The sequence below is a fragment of the Anaerococcus sp. Marseille-P3915 genome (assembly GCF_900258475.1).
GTDB lineage: Bacteria > Bacillota > Clostridia > Tissierellales > Peptoniphilaceae > Anaerococcus > Anaerococcus kampingae.
Window position 1 is genome coordinate 121,125 of record NZ_LT984887.1, and the last position, 25,112, is coordinate 146,236.

Annotated in this window: 21 protein-coding genes; 13 read left to right on the forward strand and 8 right to left on the reverse strand. The window is 34.7% G+C overall.

Annotated elements, in window-relative coordinates; genetic code table 11:
• Positions 1 to 8: 8 nt before the first annotated feature.
• Both ispG and C8269_RS00500 read left to right on the forward strand, forming a co-directional pair.
• The gene (ispG, locus tag C8269_RS00495) at positions 9 to 1,067 is read left to right on the forward strand and encodes a flavodoxin-dependent (E)-4-hydroxy-3-methylbut-2-enyl-diphosphate synthase (protein ID WP_106459936.1); all 1,059 of its coding nucleotides are present in this window, start codon (positions 9 to 11) and stop codon (positions 1,065 to 1,067) included.
• The gene (locus C8269_RS00500) at positions 1,057 to 5,355 is read left to right on the forward strand and encodes a PolC-type DNA polymerase III (protein WP_106459937.1); all 4,299 of its coding nucleotides are present in this window, start codon (positions 1,057 to 1,059) and stop codon (positions 5,353 to 5,355) included. Before ispG ends, C8269_RS00500 begins: the two co-directional genes overlap by 11 nt.
• Positions 5,356 to 5,397: 42 nt before the next feature.
• On the opposite strand, the gene C8269_RS00505 is transcribed toward C8269_RS00500, so the two are convergent.
• Together C8269_RS00505 and C8269_RS00510 are read right to left on the reverse strand one after the other, a co-directional pair.
• The gene (locus tag C8269_RS00505) at positions 5,398 to 6,693 is read right to left on the reverse strand and encodes a sensor histidine kinase (protein ID WP_106459938.1); all 1,296 of its coding nucleotides are present in this window, start codon (positions 6,691 to 6,693) and stop codon (positions 5,398 to 5,400) included.
• Positions 6,694 to 7,389, reverse strand: a complete 696-nt coding sequence (locus tag C8269_RS00510) for a response regulator transcription factor (RefSeq protein ID WP_106459939.1) — start codon at positions 7,387 to 7,389, stop codon at positions 6,694 to 6,696.
• 127 nt (positions 7,390 to 7,516) lie between these two features.
• Here C8269_RS00510 and C8269_RS00515 point away from each other — a divergent pair, with 127 nt between their 5' ends.
• From C8269_RS00515 to C8269_RS00525, 3 genes are read left to right on the forward strand one after another with little or no spacing between them, the layout of a single operon-like run.
• On the forward strand, positions 7,517 to 8,410 hold the full coding sequence (locus C8269_RS00515) for an ABC transporter ATP-binding protein (RefSeq protein WP_106459940.1): 894 nt from the start codon (positions 7,517 to 7,519) through the stop codon (positions 8,408 to 8,410).
• Position 8,411: 1 nt separating this feature from the next.
• Positions 8,412 to 9,164, forward strand: coding sequence for a hypothetical protein (locus C8269_RS00520; protein ID WP_106459941.1), 753 nt, complete (start codon positions 8,412 to 8,414; stop codon positions 9,162 to 9,164).
• Positions 9,165 to 9,172: 8 nt separating this feature from the next.
• Complete coding sequence (locus tag C8269_RS00525) at positions 9,173 to 9,877, forward strand: ABC transporter permease (RefSeq protein WP_106459942.1); 705 nt, start codon at positions 9,173 to 9,175, stop codon at positions 9,875 to 9,877.
• A 64-nt stretch (positions 9,878 to 9,941) separates the two neighbouring features.
• Here C8269_RS00525 and C8269_RS00530 read toward each other — a convergent pair whose 3' ends face one another.
• From C8269_RS00530 to C8269_RS00555, 6 genes are all read right to left on the reverse strand, one after another.
• On the reverse strand, positions 9,942 to 12,179 hold the full coding sequence (locus C8269_RS00530; protein WP_106459943.1) for an FtsX-like permease family protein: 2,238 nt from the start codon (positions 12,177 to 12,179) through the stop codon (positions 9,942 to 9,944).
• Positions 12,179 to 12,874, reverse strand: a complete 696-nt coding sequence (locus C8269_RS00535) for an ABC transporter ATP-binding protein (protein ID WP_106459944.1) — start codon at positions 12,872 to 12,874, stop codon at positions 12,179 to 12,181. Before C8269_RS00535 ends, C8269_RS00530 begins: the two co-directional genes overlap by 1 nt.
• Before the next feature lie 176 nt (positions 12,875 to 13,050).
• Positions 13,051 to 14,742, reverse strand: a complete 1,692-nt coding sequence (locus tag C8269_RS00540) for a vWA domain-containing protein (protein ID WP_106459945.1) — start codon at positions 14,740 to 14,742, stop codon at positions 13,051 to 13,053.
• The gene (locus tag C8269_RS00545; RefSeq protein ID WP_106459946.1) at positions 14,735 to 15,619 is read right to left on the reverse strand and encodes an AAA family ATPase; all 885 of its coding nucleotides are present in this window, start codon (positions 15,617 to 15,619) and stop codon (positions 14,735 to 14,737) included. Before C8269_RS00545 ends, C8269_RS00540 begins: the two co-directional genes overlap by 8 nt.
• Position 15,620: 1 nt before the next feature.
• Positions 15,621 to 15,935 carry a hypothetical protein gene (locus C8269_RS00550; RefSeq protein WP_106459947.1) on the reverse strand — a complete coding sequence of 105 codons (315 nt, stop codon included), beginning with the start codon at positions 15,933 to 15,935 and terminating at the stop codon, positions 15,621 to 15,623.
• 53 nt (positions 15,936 to 15,988) lie between these two features.
• A complete protein-coding gene (locus tag C8269_RS00555) occupies positions 15,989 to 17,443 on the reverse strand; it encodes a carbon starvation CstA family protein (RefSeq protein WP_106459948.1) in 1,455 nt (484 codons plus the stop codon).
• A 254-nt stretch (positions 17,444 to 17,697) separates the two neighbouring features.
• On the opposite strand from C8269_RS00555, the gene rimP reads away from it, so the two are divergent.
• From rimP to C8269_RS00595, 8 genes are read left to right on the forward strand one after another with little or no spacing between them, the layout of a single operon-like run.
• Positions 17,698 to 18,141: a ribosome maturation factor RimP gene (gene rimP, locus C8269_RS00560; RefSeq protein WP_106459949.1), complete on the forward strand. Its 444-nt coding sequence runs from the start codon at positions 17,698 to 17,700 to the stop codon at positions 18,139 to 18,141.
• Between the two features lie 11 nt (positions 18,142 to 18,152).
• Positions 18,153 to 19,418: a transcription termination factor NusA gene (nusA, locus tag C8269_RS00565; RefSeq protein WP_106459950.1), complete on the forward strand. Its 1,266-nt coding sequence runs from the start codon at positions 18,153 to 18,155 to the stop codon at positions 19,416 to 19,418.
• 55 nt (positions 19,419 to 19,473) lie between these two features.
• Positions 19,474 to 19,740: an RNase P modulator RnpM gene (rnpM, locus tag C8269_RS00570; RefSeq protein WP_106459951.1), complete on the forward strand. Its 267-nt coding sequence runs from the start codon at positions 19,474 to 19,476 to the stop codon at positions 19,738 to 19,740.
• Between the two features lie 9 nt (positions 19,741 to 19,749).
• Positions 19,750 to 21,891, forward strand: coding sequence for a translation initiation factor IF-2 (gene infB / locus C8269_RS00575; protein WP_106459952.1), 2,142 nt, complete (start codon positions 19,750 to 19,752; stop codon positions 21,889 to 21,891).
• A 3-nt stretch (positions 21,892 to 21,894) separates the two neighbouring features.
• Entirely contained in the window at positions 21,895 to 22,278 is a 384-nt protein-coding gene (gene rbfA / locus C8269_RS00580) for a 30S ribosome-binding factor RbfA (RefSeq protein WP_106459953.1), read from the forward strand.
• Positions 22,259 to 23,224: a DHH family phosphoesterase gene (locus C8269_RS00585; RefSeq protein WP_106459954.1), complete on the forward strand. Its 966-nt coding sequence runs from the start codon at positions 22,259 to 22,261 to the stop codon at positions 23,222 to 23,224. Before rbfA ends, C8269_RS00585 begins: the two co-directional genes overlap by 20 nt.
• A complete protein-coding gene (gene truB, locus C8269_RS00590; RefSeq protein WP_106459955.1) occupies positions 23,221 to 24,105 on the forward strand; it encodes a tRNA pseudouridine(55) synthase TruB in 885 nt (294 codons plus the stop codon). Before C8269_RS00585 ends, truB begins: the two co-directional genes overlap by 4 nt.
• Positions 24,095 to 25,039 carry a bifunctional riboflavin kinase/FAD synthetase gene (locus C8269_RS00595; RefSeq protein ID WP_106459956.1) on the forward strand — a complete coding sequence of 315 codons (945 nt, stop codon included), beginning with the start codon at positions 24,095 to 24,097 and terminating at the stop codon, positions 25,037 to 25,039. Before truB ends, C8269_RS00595 begins: the two co-directional genes overlap by 11 nt.
• Positions 25,040 to 25,112: the final 73 nt, after the last annotated feature.

Genomic DNA, 25,112 nt, shown 5'->3' on the forward strand with positions numbered 1-25,112 from the left:
AAGGCAAAATGAGAAGACAAACTAGGAAAATTTTTGTAGGAGATGTTGCTATTGGAGGCGACTCTCCTATTTCTATCCAATCAATGACAACAGCAAAAACATCAGATGTGGATGCGGTAGTAAAGCAAATAAGGGCCCTTGAGGCTGAAGGCTGCGATATATCTCGCTCAGCCATCAATACCATAGAAGATGCTAAGGCCATCAGAAAAATTAAGGAAGCTACAAATATTCCTTTTGTAGCAGATATACAATTTGATTACAAGCTTGCCCTAGCAGCTGTAGAAAATGGCTGTGATTGCTTAAGATACAATCCAGGCAATATTGGCGGCAAGGATAAGGTAGCTCTTTTAGTTGAAGAATGCAAGAAACGCTCAATTCCAATAAGGATTGGGGTAAACTCAGGTTCTGTTTCAAGAGAAATTGTCGATCGCTTTGGGGGAGTTAATAAGGATTCCCTTGTGGCAAGTGCCCTTGAAGAGGTTAAAATCCTTGAAGACATGGATTTTCACGATATAAAAATATCTGTAAAATCATCTGATGTAAATACCATGATAGATGCCTATAGGCTCTTATCTTCAAAGGTTGACTACCCACTTCACCTAGGAGTAACAGAGGCAGGACCTCTCTATCAAGCCCTTGTCAAATCATCAATTGGTATAGGTTCTTTATTAAAAGATGGAATTGGCGATACGCTTAGGGTTTCAATCACAGGTGATATTGTTGAAGAAGTTAAGGCTGGCAAGGCAATTCTAAAGGCCCTTGGCCTAAGACGAGATGGGCTTGATATAGTATCTTGTCCAACTTGCTCAAGAACTACCGTAGACCTTCCAAATATTGTTGCAGAAGTTGAAGAAAAATCAAAGGGCCTTAAGGTAAATACTAAGGTTGCAATCATGGGTTGTCCAGTAAATGGGCCTGGAGAATCAAAGGAAGCTGACTATGGGATTTCTGCAGCAAATGGCATGGGATTCTTGTTTAAAGATGGAAAGACTATCAAGAAAGTAAAGGAAGAAGAAATAGTAGATACCCTAATAGAAGTTTTGAAAGAAAAGCAAGATGAGAATTGATCTGGGCTCTTTAATAAAAATTGAAAAAGAAATTTTTTATATAATTGAAGCTACCTATTACAAAAAAGAAAATAGGCTCCACCTTTTGATAGAAAGCGAAGACCCACTTTTAAGCAACAAGGAGGAAGACCTAAGAGAATATTTTTCTGACATGGACCTTTCTATAAGCTATAAAAAAATAGAGATAGAAGAGCCTCATGAATTAGAAAATATAAATGAAGAAGTTCCTGAAAATTTAGGTAATAATTACGATTCGTTTGTGGATGATTTTGAAGAAGAAATTGACTATATGGATATACCTCCTTATGAAGACTTAAAGCCTAGTAAGGAAGATATGCCAAGTGATAATTTTCAAAATATTGGCCAAAAGCCTGAAAAAGTAGAAGATGAGCCTTTAAATTCAAATAAGGAAGGAACTTCTTCTCAAGAAGAAAAAACAGCAACGGGAGAAATTCCTCAAAAGGAAGAAAATCCTAATGAACAAGACTCGGCAAAAGACCTAAAAAAAGCCAAGGAGGCCAAGCTCCAAAGGCAAATTGCCAATGCAATTTCTATCCAAAACTCAGCCAAGGAAAAAATCCAAAAGCAAAAGCCAGCTGAGGATGGCCTAAATTTTGGTAAAAAGCAAAGGCTAGAGCCTATAAATATAGAAGATCTTTATGATAAAAAGGGCATGGCAAATGGCCTCCTAGGTAGGATTTTTGGACTATCTTGCTTTGAGACTAAAAATGGATATTTTATCTATACCTTTGACCTTGAAGATAAGACCGATGCCATATCTTGTAAGATTTTTGCCAATAAAAATAACAATTATAAGCTTGAAGGCCTAAAAGATGGGATGGCAGTCCAGGTTGAAGGAACTCTTAACTTTGATGACTTTGCCAAGGAAGATGTCTTTACAATCAATTCTGTGAGGGAGGCTCTAATTGGTAAGAAAGTTGACCTAGCAGCTGACAAGCGTTTTGAGCTCCAGCTTCACACCAAATATACCAACCTCGATGGTTTTGTGGATGATGGAGACCTTTTAGGCACTCTTACAGACTGGGGTTGGGATACAATTGGTATAACCGATACGGAGAACCTCCAAGTCCTACCAAATATCTATGACAAGTACAAGTCAAAAGGTATCAAGGTTTTGCCAGGTGCAGAACTCCTTATGGTTGAAGATGACCTTAGGATTCTTACAAATCTATCAGAAAAGGATCCAGCAGATTTTAAAAAGCTTGAAGAAGGCTCTTTCGTAGTATTTGATATAGAGACCACAGGCCTTTTAAGATATAGGGATGCCATTACAGAAATTGGTGCAGTTAGGGTTGAAAATGGAGAAATAACCGAGACTTACAACCAGCTAATAAACCCTGAAAGGATGTTGCCTGAAAAAATTATAGAGATAACAGGCATAACAGATGCCATGCTTGCCGATAAGCCAAAGATAGATGAGGTCTTGCCAGGATTTTTAGAATTTTGTGGGGATGCAATCCTAGTTGGTCAAAATACAGACTTTGACGTTGGCTTTATTAGGGTTAATGCCCAAAAGTTAGGACTTAAATTTGACCCAGTCTACCTAGACACCTTGCCAATGGCTAGGGCACTTTTTGATGATATGGGCAAGTTCTCCCTAGATAAAATAGCTAGAAAGCTTGAAATCCCAGCTTTTAACCACCACAGGGCAAGCGATGATGCTAGGGCTACAGCCCAGATTTTCATTAAGATGTTTGAGATGATTACTAAAGAAGAGGGCATAAGCCTTCTAAATATCAATTCTCTAACGACTAATTATCCAAAGGCCAAGCACAAAACCTATTCAGTTTTAGCCTATGCCAAGGATAAGATAGGTCTTAAAAATCTCTACCAACTAATTTCAGAATCAAGGATGAACCATATAGCAAATGGCGAAGCGAGGACTCCTTTATCTACGATTCTAAAATATAGTGAGGGCCTAATTTTAGGCTCTGGTGGATCTGAAGGAATTCTTGTCGATTATCTAATAAATCAAAGATCTGATAGGGATATAGAAAAATATCTAGGGCTCTTTGATTTCTACCAGGTTGAGCCCCTATCTATCTATGAAGATATGATAGAAAGTGGGAAAATTGATTCCAAAGACCAGGTAAGGGCCATAAATGAAAAGATAATTGCCTATGGAAATCGCGATAAAAAGCTTGTAGCAGCAACCGGTGGGGTAAGATACCTAAATCCAAGGGACTATAAGCTTAGAAATATCCTAAAGAAGGGGTCCTTCTTCTTCTATAAGGAAAATCGTCCTCTTTACTACCTAAGGACTACAGATGAGATGCTTAGGGAATTTGCTTATTTAGGTGATAAAATTTCTTATGACCTTGTAATAGCTAACCCTAAAAAAATTGCAGACCAGATTGAAGATTTAAGGCCGATTCCACCTGGCACTTTCCCTCCAAAAATCGAGGGGTCTGAAGAGATGCTTAGGGAAACTTGTTTTAGAAAGGCCCACTCAATCTATGGAGACAAGCTACCAGAAATTGTCGAGGCAAGGCTTGAAAAAGAGCTTAACTCCATTATTTCAAATGGCTATGCGGTCCTTTATATCATAGCCCAAAAGCTAGTTAAAAAATCTAACGACGATGGCTACCTTGTAGGATCTAGGGGATCGGTCGGTTCATCTTTTGCAGCGACAATGGCTGATATTACAGAGGTAAACCCACTTTGCCCTCACTATGTGTGCCCAAATTGCAAGCACTCAGAGTTTTTCCCAGAAGACCTCTTGGGTTCAGGTATAGATTATCCAGATAAAGCTTGTCCAGAATGCGGGACAGAGATGAAAAAAGATGGGCACAACATACCTTTTGAGGTATTTTTGGGCTTTGAAGGAGATAAGGAACCAGATATAGACTTAAACTTCGCTGGTGAATACCAACCTACAATCCACAAATATACAGAAGAGCTCTTTGGTAGGGGCCATGTATTTAGGGCAGGAACTATCGGCAAAATCCAGGACAATACAGCCTTTGGTTATATCAAAAAATACATGGAAGAAAATAATCTAAACCTAACCAATGCTCAGATTAGAAGCTTTCAAAGGGGGCTAAAGGATGTCAAAAGATCAACTGGCCAGCATCCGGGTGGCCTTATAGTTGTGCCAAATGATATAGATGTCTTTGATATAACCCCAATCCAGTATCCAGCAGACGATCCGAGGGGAGATATAAGGACGACTCACTTCCCATATTCAGTAATGGAAGAAACCCTCCTTAAGCTTGACCTTCTTGGCCACGATGTGCCTTCAATTATAAGGGCCCTCCAGGATTTAACAGATACAGATCCCTTAAATATAAAGATGGATGATGCCAATGTCATGAAGATATTTTCATCTACAGAGCCTCTTAAGATTAAGCACGATTTTTCAAATAATGACATAGGAACCCTTGGCATACCTGAGTTTGGTACAAACTTTGTAAGGGGGATGTTAAAGGATACCTATCCTAAGAAATTTTCAGAGATGGCTAGGATTTCTGGTCTCTCCCACGGAACAGACGTGTGGCTTAATAATGCCCAAGACCTTGTAAAATCAAATACAGCATCCTTTGACGAAATAATTTCAACTAGGGATGATATCATGAATGCCTTAATCACTGAAGGCCTTGATAAGAAAAAATCCTTCCAAATCATGGAAAGGGTTCGTAAGGGAAAGGGCCTTGATGATGAGACTATTGCTTATATGAAGGAAAATGGGGTCAAGGATTGGTATGTGGAATCCTGCCTAAAGATAAAATATCTTTTCCCAAAGGCCCACGCCGTTGCCTATTGTCTGATGTCTTATAGGATAGCCTATTATAAGGTTTATTACCCAGAAGCTTTTTACGCTTCATATTTTAATTCCAAGCTAAATGACTTCTCCTATTCGACAATTCTATCCGGTTTTGATGCTGTAAGGCTTGCTCTTGATTCCTACAAGGATAGGTTTGACCTTACCCAAAGGGACAATGCCCTAAAGACAGTCTTAGAAGTGGCTGAAGAGATGCATGCTAGGGAGATAAAAATCAAAAAGGCTGACATCTACAAGTCAGATTCTAGGAAGTTCTTGATAGAAGATGGGGCAATTCTCCCACCACTTGCGGCAGTGGATGATGTAAGTGAAGCTATGGCAAAGGACATAGTAGAAGAGCGTGAAAAGGGCAATTTTATATCAATAGAAGATCTAAGGTCTAGAACTTGCCTAAATAAAAACGCCATCAAAAGCCTAAAAGACTTGGGAATCATAGATGGTATCCAAGAAGAAAATCAAATGAGCCTATTTGATGGCTTGTTCTAAAAAAAGCTGACCCTAAAGCTATTTTAGGGCCAGCTTTTTTATTTATTCTATATGGTTAAAGATAAAAGATATCTCAAGGCCAGGCTTTTTATTTGCAATAAGAAAAGCTCCGTCATGCAATTCGGCGATTTGCTTTGAAATAAAAATCCCCAAACCGTGTTTGGTTATATTGGTCAAATCTTCCTCATTAATTCTCCTTATAAGGTCATAAGAAATCCCCCTTCCTTGATCACTTATTGTAATAATCAGCCTACCATCAGGATTTGTGAGCCTAACAAGAATATTCCCTTCTGTATAAGTGAGGGAGTTTTTTAGGATATTTTCAAGCATTCTATAAAATAAATTAGCATCCATTCTAATCTTTAAATCATTTTTTTCTAGCTTATTTTCAAAAATAATTTCCCTATCAGGATTCTCATTTAGCTTATCGACAATTACTTTTCTAATAATTTTGACAGGATTTTGAGACTTAAAGTCTTTCTTATCAATATTTGAAAGGGACATGGTAAGGTTTAGGCCTTCTAGGATATTTGAAATTTTTAGGACTTGGTCTTGGATATTTTGGATATCGAGGTCATTTTTATTGTTTTTGCTAACTTCCCAAGAAATCTTAGCAAGAGGAGTTCTTACATCGTGGCTAAGGCCTCTAATCCACTTGCCTTGGGCAATTTTTAGATTGTTGAACTTTTCATTAGCCTTGTTTACAGAAACAGCAAGGTCTTTCAAGTCTCCATATTCATCTAGCCTTTCAAAATCATCTTCGTAGAGCCTATCAAGAGCATTTTGAAAGAGAAGGGTATTTTTTAAGATGTTTTTGATATCAATCATATAAAAAATATAGACAAGGGCTAAAAATAAAATTACAAATCCTATAAAGAGTTTTACATTAAAAATCAGATCCTTATAATTGTAATAATTAAAGGGAAGCTTGTCTAAGGAATTTTTAGGATAAGCAAAAAGGATTAACCCATCATCTAGGATGTAGGTAAATACAGGATAATCAGCTAGATAATATCTTGTAAAGCCTGCCACATCAGTGATTTCAAATTTATCCTTAACTTCCTTTGGCTTGGAAAAAGATTCTATGACCTTTCCATCTTTATTTATTCTTATAGCCCAAATATCATTTTCTTTTAGGAATTCCTTATTTGTATCATTAAGGTAGGTCCTAGTTTTATTAGTTTCTACATATGAAAAAACATCGTTAGGATTTGGGTATTTATTGTTAAGCCTGTAGTTTAGGTAGAGGAAGGTCATAAATAAAAATATTAGGAAAAATAGCAAGACCAATATTCTGATTACAATTTTCTTAAATCTTTTTAAAATATAGTCAAACATCTAATCCTCTTTAACAAGCTTATAACCAAGGCCCTTTATGGTTATCAAAATCTTTGGCTCTCTAGGATTATCCTCAAGCTTTTCTCTTAGTCTATAGATGTGGGTTATTAGAGTGTTTTCATAACCATAGGAATCTTCCCGGATGTGGTCTAAAATCCTATCTATAGAGACAATCATATTTATATTTTCAGATAAATAGGCTAGGATTTTGTATTGGGTGGCTGTAAGGGCGATTTCCTCGCCATTTTTGATGAGGACACCCTTGGACATATCAAAAATTACCTTGCCTAAATTTATTTTATCAACAGATTTAACTTTTTTACTTCTTCTTAAGATAGCATCTACTCTCCAAAGGAGCTCTTCAGGGAAGAAGGGCTTGACTAGATAGTCATCGGCCTTATTTTCAAAGCCTTCTTTTCTGTCATCAAGGCCATCTAGGGCAGATAAAATTATAACAGCCATGTCTGAAGTCTTTCTAATTTCCCTTAACAAATCAAAACCACTCCCATCTGGAAGCATCAAGTCTAAAACAACCAGGTCAATTTTTAAATTTGAAATTTTAAATCTAGCTTCCTTTAAGTTTTTGGCAGTATAAACTTTTTTAAATCCCTTATCTTTCAAAAAATTATATAAATTTTCTAGTAAGGTCTTTTCATCATCAACCACTAATATTGAAAAATTACTCCTTATATCCATCTAAGCCTCCTTGTTATCCTTATTATACACCAGACTCGAGCCTTATTTGCTTTTGTGATGTAAAAGTGACCTAACTAAAACTTTATCTTTATCAGGTCTTGGTATTATGGTTTTAGGAGGAATGATTATGAAAAAAATACTTGAAGTTAAAAATTTACAAAAATCATATAACAACAAAAAGGTCTTAGATATCGACTCTTTAGAAATTGAAGAGGGTGCAATTTATGGCCTAATAGGAAAAAATGGAGCAGGAAAATCTACTTTAATGAAGAGTATCTTGGGTCTTGTCAAAAAAGATGGAGGCCTTGTTAAGGTTTTTGGTCAGGAAGTAAATCCCAAGAACCAAAAAGATTTAAACAAAAATCTAGGTGCTTTAATCGAAAATCCATCCTTTTATGACCACCTAACAGGCTATGAAAATCTTGAAATAATATGTAAGCTTAAGGGGATAAAAATAGAGGAAATCCCAAAAACCTTAGCTATGGTTGGTCTTAATAATGTAGGCAAAAAGAAAGCAAGAGAATATTCACTTGGTATGAAGCAAAGACTAGGCATTGCTATGGCCCTAATCGGAAGTCCTAAACTTTTAATCCTTGATGAGCCAATAAATGGACTTGATCCTCAAGGAATAGAGGAGATGAGGAACTTATTTAAAAATCTTGTCAAAAACACTTCTACAAGCATCTTGATATCTTCACACATTCTTGATGAAATGGAAAAAATAGCTACTCACATAGGAATCCTAATAAATGGAAAATTGACCTACAATGGAAGCCTAGAAGATTATAGGAAGCTTCATCCACCATTTATATCCTTACTAACCTCAGATAATAAGAAGGCCCTAGGGCTTTTGGGCCTTGGCCAAGATAGGATGATGGATAAAAAAATTATTTTAGGTAAGATTTCAAATCAAGACATAGGAGATATTGTGAATTTCCTCCATGGCAAGGTTGATATTTACAGGATAGAGGAAGAAAAAGAAAGTCTTGAAAAGCTATTTATAGAAGAAAGTAGGTCATAAGATGGCAAACTTAGAAAGAAAAAAATATAAAAGGCTTGGAATAAATTTCTTGATGCTAATAGTATTTTTAGGTCAGATGTTAATAGTCCTAGGAGCAAGTTTTAATAAGTCTTTTCCTCAAAGCTCTTATCCACTGGCTTACATTTTAGACACCTATTTATTTATTTCCTTGCTGATAAATCCAATACTAATATCATCATTAGTAAAAAAAGTAATAGAGATTGAAGAAAAAAATAAGATGTGGCAAATGCAGATAATCCTTGGAGAAAAAGTTAATTCCATACTTTTTGATAAATTTAAGATTTTAGCTTTAAGGCTAGTTTTCTTACAAATAATAGAAGGACTAGTATTTTTAAGCCTAGCAAAAAGATCAGCTAATTTTAATTTTAGTGGTGACATGGTCTTAAGATTTGTACTTGTAAACCTAACAGCCCTTATAATAAATTTATTTTTCGTAAGTTTATTTATGATTATAGAAATGAAGAGTAAAAAAGTCTACACCCTATCATTTTTATCAATAATAGGAGGTCTTACTGGCATAATAACAATGCTTAGTTCAGAAACTTTATCTTTTGTAAATCCCTTTGCCTGGATGGCAAGTCTACTAAATATTTCTTATGTAAATGAGGGAGGTAAATTTATTCAGGTATTAAATCCGATAAATTTCTATACGTTAATCATCTCCCTAATATTTCTGCTAGGAAGTCTTTATTATTTAAAATCCATGAAATCTTATAGCTTATACAAGGACTAGGAGGAAAAATGTTAAAATTAGAAATTAAGAAAATAAAATTTGTAAATATTTTGTTAGTAAGCTTAATAATCCCCTTACTAGCCAATGCCTTTGGTCTTATAAATTATTTGGGCAATAAAGGGGCCTTAACTAAGGGGTGGCAATCTTTGTGGACTCAAGTAAGTTTGTTTTACTTTTCCTTTTTCTTCATCCCTTTAATTGCAATAATAATTGCAAGCCTATGGGCAACAGAACACAAGGCAGGCCTTAAATTTATCAGACTAAGCCCAAAGAAAAATATAGACTTTGTAATAGCTAAGTTAGGTCTAGCCTTTATCCTAGTAAGCCTTTGTCAAATATATTTCCTAGGTCTATTTTACCTTTCTGGCAAATTCATAGCAGGCTTTGCAAGTATTGACTTTAGCATATATCTTTACTATATGATCCTGTCCATACTTTTATCCCTTCCTATAATTGGGATATTTGGAGCCCTTGCTATAAGGATTAGGTCCTTTGGGATAATAGTCCTCTTATCAACTATCTTTACAATCTTTGGCTTTGCCACAGCCTTTAAGTCTTTAAAAATTGTAGGACTTAGCTTTTTGGCAATTGAAGCCAATAATTTAAGATATATCGGTATCAATGATTTGGCCTTATTAGCTCTTTTTGGCCTTGGGGAGATAATTATTTCCCTATACCTATCTGATAAATTTTTAAAATTTGAAAATAAATGATTTCAAAATAAAACTGCCCTCCTTAAGGAAATTTAGGGGGCAGTTTCATATTTTTCACAATTCTTTATCCATTAATAACTTTTAATTCCTTAACCATATCAATTTTTGAAATCTTAATCTTTTCCAGTAGTTGAACTATTATAAATATAATTAGGCTTAGAGCGATTGCTTTTATGAAGTTAGATAGGGGAATATTTACTTCTACATAGGCATCTAGTTTAGTAAGGGCATAGCTTGTCATGAGTCTAATTAAAAAGTCCATGACAGGTATCATTACGATTTCAAATAATATAAGGATTAGAAAAATAGGATTAGTATAAATAGCCGCATTTTCTTTATCTCTTATTCCAAAAACTTTAAGATAGGATATATTTGTCTTAGATTTATCTATTATTAGGCTTGTTACAAGATAAGAAATTATTAGGTAAAAAGCTAGGGAAATAAATAGCAGACTATCAAAGACTCCGCCAAAGGAATCTAGGAAATGAGTCATAAATTTATTCATTTCTTTTTTATCAATTTCGTTAACCAAGAGATTTTTGTCGATATTTAGGATTTTATCAGACCCATAGGCATTAAAATATTCCTTTTCTTGACCTATTATTTTATTTAAGTCCTCTCTTTTACCTATGATTTGGAATTTAGTATTGTTTTTTTCTATAGCTTTTACCTTTAATTTTACTTTTTTATTATTGAAGTTTTCTACAGCCTTGATTTCATCATCTATTTTTAGTTTATATACCTTAGCAAGACCATTTGAAATTATTATATCATTAGGACTAAGGTCTTTTATATTTAGGTCCTTATATTTAGAATCAGGATCTACTCCCAGACATTGGATTTTTTTCATATTAAAATCTGCTAACTCAAAACTCATCATAGAGATTTTATCGGCTTTGATGTTTGGATCAGGAGCTTTTATGAGGTAAGTATGTTCGTATTTCATCGAATCCTTCACTTTTTGTGCATAATTTGTAAAGACAGGTTTAACTCCTAGAGAATAAATTAAAAGTATATTTGCTAGGCCTATTCCAAAGATTAGACTAATAATATTTGCTTTATTTGCAAGTAAAACTCTAATTCTAAACTTGTTAATGAAGGAGAACTTATCAAGTTTTATCCTCATTTTTGCTTTAGGTGATTTTATTGTATTTCTAAGAAAGTCAATAACCTTGCCTTTAAGTGCCCTTCCAATTACAAGGTAATTGATTATTAAATATATCAAAAGTGGGATAAGACTTGTAAGGAAAAACGACCTTAAGTTAAATGAAACTACAAATTTTGGCAGGTCATAGGACTTGTAATAAAGATCTGTATAGGTCTTGTATGTATGGCTATAGGCGATTAAATTACCGATAAGGGATGAGATTAAGCTAATGAAGATTGGCATTAGCATATAGTTTTTTTCTAGCTCTCGTTTTTTATAGCCTGAAGCAAGTAGGGTACCAATTATTGGAGCTTCTTCTTCAATCATACTTTTAACCTGGATTGCACTTATAAAGGCAATGGCTAAAACCAAAACTACCATAATTGCAGTCATCATAGGCACATCGCCACCCATATCTTCTATGAAATATCTAATGCAGTGATTATCATAGTTTAATAGAGCATCTATAACCATATTTTTTTGATTAACAATTTTAATGATATCTTTCTGCTTATCTCTAGCCTTAGACTTTGGTAAATTTTCTTGGTCTTTGTAGGAATATTGGTAAGAAATTTGTTCAGATAAATCTTTTAGTCCATCTTTGCAAACAAGACCTACACCAAAATAGCCTGTATCCATTACTAGGTCGGAGTTATTTTTAAGAAGGGTTGAATAATCAGGAAGTGCTATAAGACCAACTATCTTAAAACTTTTTCCTTCAAGTTTAACCATATCTCCTACTTGTATTTTATTTGCCCTGGCATAGTTTGCAGAAATAGCTAATTCATTTTTTTCCTTAGCCAGTCTTCCATCAAGTATAGATGGAATATTTATCCTATCTCTATTTTCAAAAACTCTTATTTTTTTATTATCTGTAGACTTGGCGTTAACATAAAAATTTTCATAAAGACTGATATTTTTAGTTTCTATTTCTATTTTTGTATCTTCATCTAATTTTTCAAGGCATGTAAAGTTACCATCTTCGACCTTTCCATTTTCTATAAGTTTGTAATAGATTTTTTTTGTTGAATCTTGTGCTATAAAAAATGATGAAGAAAAAATTATTATAAAGCAAAGAGCAAGGAAAATCGGCAAGACTCTTGATGGGTGAAAGTAAATTTGCCTGTAGGCTCTTTTATAAATTGGGTTTTTCATTACCAGGTCACATCCTTTGCTAGAATTTTTTCATCATTTTTAAGGTAAGATTTAACCTTGCCATCGTGGATTTTTAGAATATAATCGCACATTTTGCTTATCTGAACGTTGTGGCTAGCAATAAGAATTGTTGATTTATATTCCTTGTTCATTTTTTCAATCAAATTCAAAACGTCTTTTGCACTTTCATAATCAAGGGCGCCTGTAGGCTCATCACAGATTAAAATCTGTGGACTTTTGATGAGGGCTCTAGCAATCGAGGTTCTTTGGGCCTGCCCACCTGATATTTCATTAGGATATTTGTATAATTGATCCTTTATTCCCAAATCTTCAACAAGCTTATCTATATCAAGGGGATTTTTTGCTAAATACTTGCCTAATTCAATATTTTCTAATACATTTAAGTCGCTGATTAGGTTGTAAAATTGAAAAACAAAACCTAACTTATCTCTTCTATAGGATTCCAAATCTTTCTTGGTCATATTAGAAAGGTTTTCCCCATAGATATCAACTTGGCCTGAATCAATTGTTTCAATACCACCTATAATATTAAGTAGGGTAGACTTGCCTGAGCCTGAAGGTCCTAAAATACAAATTATTTTACCATCTTCAATTTCAAGGTCAATATTTTTTAAAACGTCAATTTTCGATTGGCCTTGCCCATAACTTTTACATAAATTTTTAATTTTTATCATAAGACCTCCTTTGAATATGATAATCTTTATCATAATTATATCACCATTGGAATATCCCTACAATATGTAAATATATATTTTTTAATTAAGAATTTTTCGACTAAAAAAGCTATTAAATTTTACCATGTATATATAAACCGGAAAGGTTTATATGATAAGGCATTTAATTTAATAGCTTATTTTTCTACTTTTGATATTTGTTTTTTGATAAATTTGCCGGCAGCAGACGATATTCCAGCTGGATCATCTATTTTTATAAAATTGTTGCGATAAAGGACTTTAGCATTGTCTAGCTTATTGCCATTTATGATAGCCGCTATACTAAGGCCCTTTTTTCTCAGATGGGCCAAACTTTTTTTGGTATCATCAAGGGCAGGCTCTTCTTGGTAGGGTTTATTTAACTTAAAGCCATCGCTAATTAAAGGTTTTAGGTCTTGGGGATTGGCATCTGTTAGTATTAGGCTTAGGGTGTTTTTGATATCCTTATCTAAAATTGCCCTGTAGGCCCTAAAGATAAGGCCGTCCCTATTCCAACCCATGGCCTTAAAACGAAAGATTTTTTTCATCTCTGTTTTATCATCATAATCCTTGAGTATGGATAAAATAGTAAAGTCATTTACAGTTTGAAAGGCTATGACTCTGTTTAGGATATTATTATTTTCTAGAGATTTTGCTAAAATATAGGCTTCTATGGCAACCTCTGATTCCTTATCAAGGAGGGAGGCAGACCCATCTATTAGTAGATCTACCTTCATAGAAGGATTAGCCTTGAGTGTATTTTTCTTAAAAATTTTCGCCCTGTCACTAATTTCTACCTTATAGGCGAGCTTTGGCACGAGCCTTCCTCTTTGGCTTAGGTCTTGATCAAGTGAGCTGGTTAGATTTAATTTTAACTTTATTTCCTTAGATAAGACAGATATGGCCCTATTGTAGGATGCCTTATGAGCCTTAAATTTTAAAAGGTGTCTTGCTATGGTCTTTTTATTGAGGTCTTGGTCAAGGTCCTTGTCATTTTCATCGATGCCTCTAGAAAAGTAAAGTTTTGATCTTTTGTGGGAACCTGTGCACAAATCTCTTTCAATGCCAAGTCTAATCTCTTCATCAAATATTGACTTGCCAAAAGTCTTTTCTATAAATTTTAGACTTGCCTTACGTTTTTTGTTTCCATAGGCAAGGACTAGGCTAGCAAATCCGTGAGATTTTTCTCCTTTGGCCTTAAAATCAGCTGGCAAGTTTGATCTTTCAAGGCTCAGCATTCCTGCATTTTCAAAGAGAGAAATGTTTAGGGCTGGGAGGTTTTTAAGGATGTTATTTTCTTTATATCCTAAATATTTTTCAAATAAATCTTTGACCCTAGCTTCAAGATTTTCTTTATTTGTATCAGCTTCTAACCTTAGGGCCAGGTAGAGGTCCCTATCTTTTTTGGAAATTGTGGCCTTCTTAAGATTTAGAATTTCCCTCATTCTTATTTCTTCTAGGCGGTAGATTTTGTTTTGCCTTAGGGCAAGATTTCTTCTTTGCAAATCATACTTATCATCAAGAAATTTTTTGGCATAGGATTTTCTAAGAGATTCTAAAACTGGCCTTATTACGACTTCTTTATTATAGGTGAAGTCTTCTATTATATAAATAAAGGCAAGGTCGTACTTATCTCTTTTAATATTATAGGCCCAAGAGTCAAAGAGCTTTTTAATTTCAATATAACCTAGGTATTTAATTGCAAGGCCAATTATTAAATTTAGGTAGAAGTCAGGGTTTCCATCTATATTTGAACCTGAAATAAAATTATCAAAGTCATAAGACTCTGCTCCTGCCCATTGAAGGTTGTTTATTCGGTTTTCATTTATCTCTTCGTTATATTTATTCATTGGTCATATCTTTGTGATAAATATCATCCTTAAATCTTGCCTTTAGTAAATCTTCGATAAGTTCTGCTTCATAGTCATCAAAGACTTTATTTACTAGGCAGAGCCTCATAGCTTCTTTTAATTCAAGGCCTTCTTTAACTAGGTCAAGGCCATCGAACATTCCCCTTAAATCTGGAGCACTTTCAGAAATTTCGTGTGCCTCTGCCTTATCTTTTAGGTCCCTAAAAAAGTTTGTGAGGTCTTTAAGGTAGGATTCTCTTAGGTAAGGATAATGGGTTTTTATAAGATATTTTAGGTCATCATCAGATATCCTTGGCATCTTTATGATGACAAATCTTGATAAAAGGGCCTCATTTAGGTCGCGAGTTCCTTCGTAGCCGTAGTTCATGGTTGCTATAAAGCGGGTGGCAGGGTGGACTTTTATTAGCTTATAGCCAGGTATGTCAATCATTCTCCTGTAGTCTAGGATTGAGTGGAGGACTGCCATAGCCTCGTTTTTAGCCATATTTATCTCATCAAGAACCGCAAAGCCTCCATGAGTACTTGCAAGGCTTATTGGCCCTTCCCTAAACACAACATTACCTGATTTTAAAGTATCATCGCCGATTAGGCTTGAGGCATCAAGGCTTAGGTGGAAGGAAACATTCCACATAGGCCTATTAAAAAGATAGGCCAGGTTTTCTGCAAGGACATTTTTGCCTGTAGACTTCTCACCAACAAGCAAGATATTTTTGCCTGAAAGTATGGCAGAAATTGCCTGGGTTAAGACCTTATTTCCCATATACCTAAATTTAGGATTAGGAATTCTAGATTCAAGGTCATCTGCAAGAGGGTATTTGTTTTTAAAGTTTTCTATTTTTTTATAAATCTCATCCATTTTATCTCTCGATTGTGTTTATTTCATTTTTTATATAAAATTTTTTAAAAGATCCTAGGCCAAAGGCTGATATTTCAATTTCCTCATCGTCTTTTATAAAGGCATAGATATTAGGATTGACATAAATTTCAATATTTTCATCATCATATTTATGGTAGCTTTCAAGCTTGCCTACTTGCTTTGTGCTTACATCAAAATCTACAGTTCCAATTGTGCAGCAGGATTCCTTGCTATCTAGGTCAGGATTAATAAATAAGGCCTTAATGTCTTTTTTAGCTGCGAATTCTCTTCCTTTTTTATCTAATTTTATTTTCATAAGTCTCCTTTTTGAATAGAAAAAAGGTGGCCTAAGCCACCTTTAAATTTATCTTAGTCTAAAACTATTGATTCAATTCTAGATCTATTCTTCTTTCCACATCTTACTACAAACCATGCATAAGCAACGGTAATGACAGCTGCTATTGGATAAGCAATTGTGTAAGGTTGTCTAAATCCTATTGGGTCAGCATTGATTATAAATGAGAATACTATGAAGCAGTAGAACATTCCTGGTATAAGTGTAATAAAGTAGTTTTTGTTATTATACATTAGGTAAATTGTTGCAACTGCTAGGGCAAAGATTGCTACGAATTGGTTAGTAAATCCGAAGTATCTCCAAAGAATGTTAAATCCATTAGGATTTGATTTTGCAAAGTATAGGATAGCTGATGCTGGAATAAATAGACAAGCAGCTAGACCAGCTCTTTTTGAACCATTTCTTTGGTCTATATTTAATTCTTCTGAAATTATTAGTCTTAGAGATCTAAATGCTGTATCACCTGATGTGATAGGAAGTGCGATTACACCTACTACTGCTAGTAGACCACCGATATTACCCATAAAGAATTTAGAAATATTACCAACCATGATTGTACCAGCTGTATCTAGTGGAGCTTCTCCTGTTGAGAAAAGAACCATAGCACCTGCTGCCCATATCATAGCTATAAAGCCTTCTGCTATCATTGTAGAATAGAAGGTTGTCCTTGCTTCTCTTTCACTTTTTACAGTTCTAGATACAAGGGTTACTTGTGAGCCGTGGAAACCTGATAGGATACCACAAGCTACAGTAATGAAGAATGCTGGGATGAATTTTTGTCCCTTTGGATGTTGAGCTAGAAGTCCTTGGCCTTCAAAAGATAGGTGAGCTGAACCTTTCATAAAGATACCGATTAAAACACCAATAGCTGATATGATTAGGAAAGCACCAAAGATTGGGTAAATTCTACCGATAAGCTTATCGATAGGCATTACTGTTGATAGGATATAATAAGCAAATATTACAGCATATATAATCCAAATTACAGTGCCTTCTGGTTCTTTACCAAGTACAAATTTAGCAATTAAGTCACCAGGTGTATAAACAAATACAACACCAGTTAGGAGTAAAAGAACAGCAATAACAATATTGTAGAATTTTCTAACTCCATCGCCTATGTATTTACCAACTAATTTTGGAACTTGGCTACCACCATTTCTCATTGAGATAAAGCCTGTCATGAAATCATGAACTGCACCTGCAATAACACAACCTACTGGAATAGCGATAAAGGCAATAGGTCCAAATAAGATACCTTGGATAGGTCCAAGAATAGGGCCTGTACCTGCTATGTTAAGTAAGTTGATAAGCCAGTTTTTAGCCTCACTCATTACTACAAAGTCGACACCGTCGGCTTTTTTAACTGCTGGAGTTTCTCTATCGTCAGGTTCTAGTTGACTTTCAACATATTTTGAATATAGAAATCCTCCTCCAAATAAAATTATAAGTCCAATAATAAATAATGTCATAATATCCTCCTTCATTTATTATCTTATATTTATTATAAAACATTATTTTTAAAAAAGCAATAGTCTATTGTAAAATGGACCTTACAATCATTTTCATAATAATATAGAATAATGTAATATAATTCATTAATGGTCTTATAAATTATGTATAATGAATAAATTAAAATATTGAAATCATCTTGATTTAAAGTATAATTATCTTAGTAAGAAGTGGGGCGCAAATTCCACTTTTTTTTAATGTTAGGGGGAGTGGTATGAATTTAACTGAAAAATTAAAAGAATTACTAAATGATGATATAGAAAATTTAGGCTATGAACTCGTTGATATAGAGTTTATAGGACCTAAGAATGAAAAGAGACTGATTTTCTATATATATAATGAAAGCGGCATAAACATAGACGACTGTGAAAAAGTAAGTACTTTTTTGGATGAGAAGCTAGATCAACTAGATTTAATTTCTACTTCATACTACTTAGAAGTATCCTCTCAAGACTTATCAAGGCCACTAAAGACTGACAGAGACCTAATTAGAAATATGAATGAGCTACTTAAGGTAAAACTTAAAGATGGCAGCGAGTTTATAGCCTTCACAAAAGAGGTCAATGCTGATAATATTTTATTTATAAGTCAAGATGACGAGGAAATTAAAATAGATAAGTCTGATATCAAAGAAATTAAAATTGAGATAGTATTTTAAAAGGAGAAGTTATGAACAAAGACTTTATGGCAGCCCTTGATGAGCTTTGTAAGGATAAAAATATTGAAAAAGATGTAATCCTTGAAGCCCTAGAAAAGGCGCTTGTAAAAAGTTATCAAAAGAATTATGACAATCAAGAAAATGTTGATGTAGTCATAGACCACGAAACGGGTGAGATAGGGGTATTTGCCCTAAGAGAAGTAGTTGATGAAGTAGAAGATAAGGTAAGCCAAATCAGTCTAAAAGATGCAAAGGAAGTAGACCCTACTCTTAGCATAGGTGATGTGGCCAGGATAAAACTTGTGCCTAAAAACTTCGGCAGGGTTGCAGCCCAAACAGCAAGAAATATCGTAATACAAAAGATAAGAGATGCCCAAAGAGAAACCCTATTTGGGGATTATCTAGACAGAGAAAATGAGCTTATAACAGGCTCTATCCAAAGACAAGATAAATATAATGTCTATGTTAACCTTGATAAGATAGAAGGAATTGTTCCACTAAAAGAGCAAGTTCCTAATGAGGTCTATGCTCCAAATGAGAGAATGAAATTTCTTATAAAAGAAGTAAGAAACTCCGGAAAAGATCCTCAAATAGTCCTATCTAGAGCAAGCGAAAACCTAGTAGTAAGACTTTTTGAGCTAGAAGTACCTGAAATAACTGATGGTATAATAGAAATTTACTCTATAGCAAGAGAAGCAGGCTCTAGGACAAAGATGTCTGTATATTCAAATGACGAAACCATAGATGCTGTAGGAGCCTGCATTGGCTATAAGGGAGCTAGGGTAAATTCAATAGTAGAAAGTCTTCAAGGCGAAAAGATTGATATAATCAATTATTCAAAAGATGCAGAAACTTTCATATCAAATGCCCTATCACCTGCTGATATAATCAAAGTCCTAATAAATGAGAAAAATAGACAATCTCTTGTAGTAGTAGATGATAGCCAACTTTCACTTGCCATAGGCAAGGAAGGTCAAAACGCTAGACTTGCAGCAAGGCTTACAGGTTGGAAAATCGACATAAAATCAGAGTTAGAATTTGATAGCCTAAGCCAAGAAGAAATTGATGATATCTTAGGATTAAATGATGAAGAAGAAATCACTGAAAATAATGATGAAGTAAGTGATGAAAGCCTAGCTGAATCTGCCGCAGATGCTGAAGAAGATATAGTAACAGAAGAAGCTAACACAGATTTGGAAGAATCTGATGAAGATGAGGCTGATGAGGAAGATTTTTTAGAAAATATTAACCAGGCTGATGAAAGCCTTGAAAACTAGGCCTTATGCTAAAAACTTTATAAATGAATAATAAATATTCAATTTGAGGTTAAAAATGAAAAAAACTCGAAAGATACCACAGAGAAAATGTATAGTATGTGGTTCTCTAAAAGATAAAAAAGACCTTCTTAGAATAGTAAATAACAAAGAAGAAGGAATCTTGATAGATGAAAGTGGAAAAGTAAATGGAAGAGGCGCTTATGTATGCAAAGATGAAGCATGCCTAAAGGGCCTTAGAAAGTCTAATAAGCTAAACCAAGCCTTTAAAATGAAAATAGATGATGATATTTATGAGGAGTTAGAAGCTTATGAAGTAAAATGAGGTGATTAAATGGCTGACAAAATAAGAGTATACGAATTGGCTAAAGAAAATGGGATGGAATCAAAGGAAATGATTAAGATTTTAAACGAAGAGTTTAATCTAAATATCAAATCCCATATGTCAATGATTAGCGGAGAAGACCGCAAATTAATAAATGAATATCTTACAGAATTAAATGAAGATTCTTCAGAAGAAGCAGAAATAATTGATCAAAAGCCTAAGGCTAAGAAACCAGTTGAGAAGAAAAGGGAAAAGAAAAAGATTGACCCTAAGATGATAGCAAATGAAGATGACGAAGAAGCAAGACCAACTGGCAAGAATAGAAAAAAGAAAAATAAGAAGAGAAAATCAAAGAAAAATAATAGGCAAGAGAAAAATATGAAAGCTAAGAATGAATCAAGAATAGAAATACCAGAAACTGTAAATGTAAAAACTTTTGCAGATAAACTTGGAGAAAATCCAAATTCTGTAATAGGAAAACTTATAGGTCTTGGCATAATGGCAGGACTTAATGATCAAATAGACTTTGATACAGCAAATCTAATAGCCATGGATTTTGGCAAGGAAATCTTTAAAGAAGAAGCTTATGACGCCCTAGAAGAGCAATCATACGACCTGGATTATGAAGATAAGCCTGAAGATTTAGTGGAAAGACCACCAGTTGTATCAGTAATGGGTCACGTTGACCACGGCAAGACAAGTATACTAGATGCCATAAGAAATACATCTGTAACACGTGGAGAGGCCGGAGGAATAACCCAACATATAGGTGCTTACACCGTTGATATAGATGGTAAGCAAATTTCCTTCCTAGATACACCAGGCCACGAAGCTTTTACAGAAATGAGAATGAGGGGAGCTCAGTCAACAGACGTAGCAATCCTAGTAGTAGCAGCAGATGATGGCGTAATGCCACAGACCATAGAGGCTATAAACCACGCTAAGGCTGCTGAGATTCCAATAATAGTAGCAATAAACAAAATAGATAAGGACACAGCAGATCAAAATAGGGTTATGCAAGGACTCATGGAACATGGACTTGTACCTGAAGAATGGGGTGGAGATACCATCATGGTACCAGTATCAGCTCATACTGGCCAAGGCATAAAAGAACTTCTAGAAATGGTACTTTTAGTAGCTGAAGTTAGAGAGCTTAAGGCAAATCCAAACAGGGCGGCAGTAGGTATCATAATCGAAGCAGAACTTGATAAATCAAGAGGACCAGTAGCAACAGTTCTTGTTCAAAAAGGAACCCTTCATGCTGGAGATTATGTAGTAACAGGATCTTCATCAGGTAGAATAAGGGCAATGTTTAACTCAAAGGGTAAGCCAATCAAAGAAGCTGGTCCATCAATACCTGCACAAATCCTAGGCCTATCAGATGTAGCAGAAGCTGGAGATAAGATTTATGCTGTAGCTGATGAAAAAGTCGCACGTGAATATGCTGACAGGGCAGCAGAATTTAAACGTGAAGAGCGCCTAATAGCTAAGGCTAATACAAATCTAGAAGATATGTATTCAGACATAGCTGAAGGCGAACTAAAAGAGCTAAACATCATAGTTAAGACAGATGTAAAGGGTACTGTAGATGCGGTAAGCACATCCCTAACAAAACTATCAAATGAAGAAGTCAAAGTATCTGTAATAGCAGGAGCTGTAGGTGGTATAACCGAATCAGATATACTCCTTGCCCAAGCATCAAATGCTATAATCATAGGATTTAATGTAAGACCAACCCAAGGAGCCTTAGAAAGAGCAAAGGATAATAACATTGAAATTAGAACCTATAGCGTAATCTATGAAGCAATCGAAGATGTAGAAAAAGCTATAAATGGTATGCTCGAACCTGAATTTAAGGAAAATGTACTTGGTAGGGCAGAAGTAAGAGAAACCTTCAAAATACCAGGAGCAGGCACAATTGCAGGTGTAATGGTAACAAACGGCCTTGTAACAAGAAAATCTAAAATCAGACTTCTTAGAGATAATATCGTAGTATTTGATGGTGAAATCTCATCAATGAAGAGATTTAAAGATGATGCAAGTAAACTTCAAAGTGGCTATGAAGGCGGTATAGGTCTTGAAAGATTTAACGATGTTAAGGTAGGCGATGTAATGGAAGCCTACGAAATGGTTGAAGTAGAAAGAAGTTAATAGATGAATAGTAAAAGAACCGCAAGGATATCACAGGAAGTCAAAAGGGAAGTCTCTAAAATACTTAGAGATGACCTTTCTGATCCTAGACTATCAACTGAAGCAATGGTATCAATTACAGATGTCGAAGTAACAAATGACTTATCATATGCAGATGTTTATGTATCTGTTCTTGGAGATAGCAAAAACAAGGAAGATGCCATGCTGGCTCTAAACCAAGCAAAAGGATACATCAAAATCCTAATAGGTGAGAGGATGAGATTAAGGTCCATGCCTGAATTTAGGTTTAAATTTGATGACTCAATCGAGCGTGGTGCCTATATGAATAAGCTAATTGAAGAAACAATCGCAAAGGATAAAAAAGCAAATGAAAATAGACAGGATTAGTAAAGATAAATTAGAAGAATTTATCAAAATGGTAGATGAGGCAGAAACAATCGCTATAGCAAGCCATGTCAACCCAGATGGAGACAATCTGGGTTCAACCCTTGCCCTAAGAAGGTCCTTAGAATTATATGGCAAGGATGTTGAAGTAATCGCCATAGACACAATAGATGATTACCTACTCTTCCTACCAGAAATAGAAAATTATAAGGAAGCAAGCAGAGATTCTTATGATCTTTTCATAATAATGGACTGCTCAGAATTTGATAGGATAGGAAGTGCAACACCTATTGCTAGAGCTTCAAAGAAAACTATAGTAATAGACCATCACGTAGGCGGTAAAATCAATTGTGATTTAAACCTAATCTATGACACAGCGCCAGCTACATGTGAGCTAGCTTATGAAATCATAGATAAGCTTGACCTACCAATGGATGAAACCATAGGAACCTTACTATTTACAGGTCTTTGCACAGACACAGGTAGGTTTATGTATGCAAACATCAACGAATACACCTTTAATGTTGCTGGTAAGCTCATCACAGCAGGTGTAGACTATGAATATATCTACAGAAATCTTTACCAATCACAACCAGTAAAGGTAATGCAATTTCATAACGAAGTTATATCTACAGCTCAGTTTTTCGACAAAAAGGCCTTTGCTATTGCAAGCAAGGATTTAGTTGAAAAATACCATGTTCAAATGGGGGATGCTGAGTCAATTGTAAATAAATTAAGGGACCTAAAGGAAGTAGAAATATCCATGATAGTAAAAGAATATGATGATGGAGAATACAAGGTATCCTTAAGAAGTAAGTTTGCAGATGTGTCAAAAGTTGCAAGAGATAATGGTGGCGGTGGCCACATCAAGGCAAGTGGATTTTCAATCTTTGATGATTCTTTAGAATCAGCAGCTAAGAAGGCTTTGGAGATATTAAAAGAAATATGAGTCTTAAGGGAATCCTTAACATAGACAAAGAAAAGGGCATATCATCAGCAAGGGTAGTAAGCCTTGTAAGGCGTGCTTTAGATATGAAAAAGGTAGGCCACACAGGTACCTTGGACCTTGAAGCAAGTGGAGTCCTTCCAATAGTAGTTGGCAAGGCAACCAGGGTATCAGACTATATGATGACCAAGGATAAGGTCTATAAGACAGACCTAATCCTTGGTATTAGGACAGATACCCTAGATGCAGCAGGAGAAGTAACAGCAAGGTCTGATAAACCAATAAATAAAGATGAATTTATAAAAGTAATGGATTCTTTTAAGGGTCAAATAGAACAAATACCACCTATGTATTCAGCTCTAAAAGTAGCTGGCAAAAAGCTTTACGACCTGGCCAGAGAAGGCATAGAAATAGAAAGAAAAATCCGTAAGGTAAAAATCTATGACATCAAGCTCTTATCCTTTGACTTTCCGAAGGCAAGTATAGAAGTTACCTGCTCAAAGGGTACTTATATAAGGACTTTGGTAGATGATATTGGAATAAGACTTGGGACTTTCGCCCATGTAGAAAACCTAGAGAGATCTAGGGTTGGCAAACTTGATATAAAAGATTCGATAAAGAGTGCATATATTTTAGAAATTCCAAAAGAGGAACTAATCAAAAAACTAATTCCCCTAGATATAGCCCTTGACCATTTGGAAAGACTAGACATAGATAAAAAATATCTAGAAAATCTAATAAATGGGCAAAAAATCTTAACAAATAAGCAAATAGATGGGGAAATTAGGATTTATATAGACAATAATTTTATAGGCCTTGCGAAAATTGCAAGCGAAGATGGTAGAAATTTCCTAAAAATGGAGAAGGTATTTTATGAAAGATAAGATAAGAATATATGATTTAAATAGTGACTTGCCAGATCTTGAAAAAAAGGCGGTTGCCCTAGGTTATTTTGACGGAGTCCACCTGGGTCATCAAAAATTAATGGAAAAAAATATATACTTATCTAAAAAGTACGGTTTTACCCCATCTGTCTTACTCTTTAAAGAAGATGGTAAGAGGACTGTAAAAGATGAGGATAAATACCTATCAAGCCTAGAAGATAAGATTGAAATCCTATCAGAAATAGGAATAAAAACTTTCTGCCTGGTTAATTTTGACAAGACCTTTATGGAATTATCCCCTAGAGAATTTATCAAAACTGTGATAGCAGAAAAATTAAACGCAAAGGTTGTAATAGTTGGCAGTGATTACCGTTTTGGCTACAAGGCCAAGGGAACTATTGACACTCTTAGAGAATATGAAAATATCTATTCCTATAAGGCTGAAATTATTGATTTTGAACTAGAAGATGATAATAGTAAGATTTCATCAAAACATATCAGAGAGTTAGTAAAAGAAGGGGAAATTTCAAAGGCTAATAAGTATCTTGGAAGGTACTACAAGATTAGAGGGGAAGTAGTCCATGGCAAACACAGAGGCAGGACCCTAAATTTCCCAACAGCTAATTTAGAGCTTAACTTCCCTTATGTAATACCGAAAGATGGGGTCTATCTTACAAGAATACTTGTAAGAGATAAATATTATTATGCTCTTACAAATATTGGCTCAAATCCAACCTTTGAGACCAGCCAAGATAAGAAAATAGAATCTTATATCTATGATTTTAATCAGCATATATATGGGGAAAATATAAGCGTAGAATTTATAGAATTTTTCAGGCCTGATTTTAAATTTAACTCTGCTGAAGAATTAATAGAGCAGATGGATAAAGACAAGGCCCAAGGCTTAGAATATATAGAAAAACACCTAAAATAAGTTTACAAAAGAAAAATAGGGCGTATAATAGTATAGCTAGCTTTGCTGGGTATATGAAACCTCGACTAATACT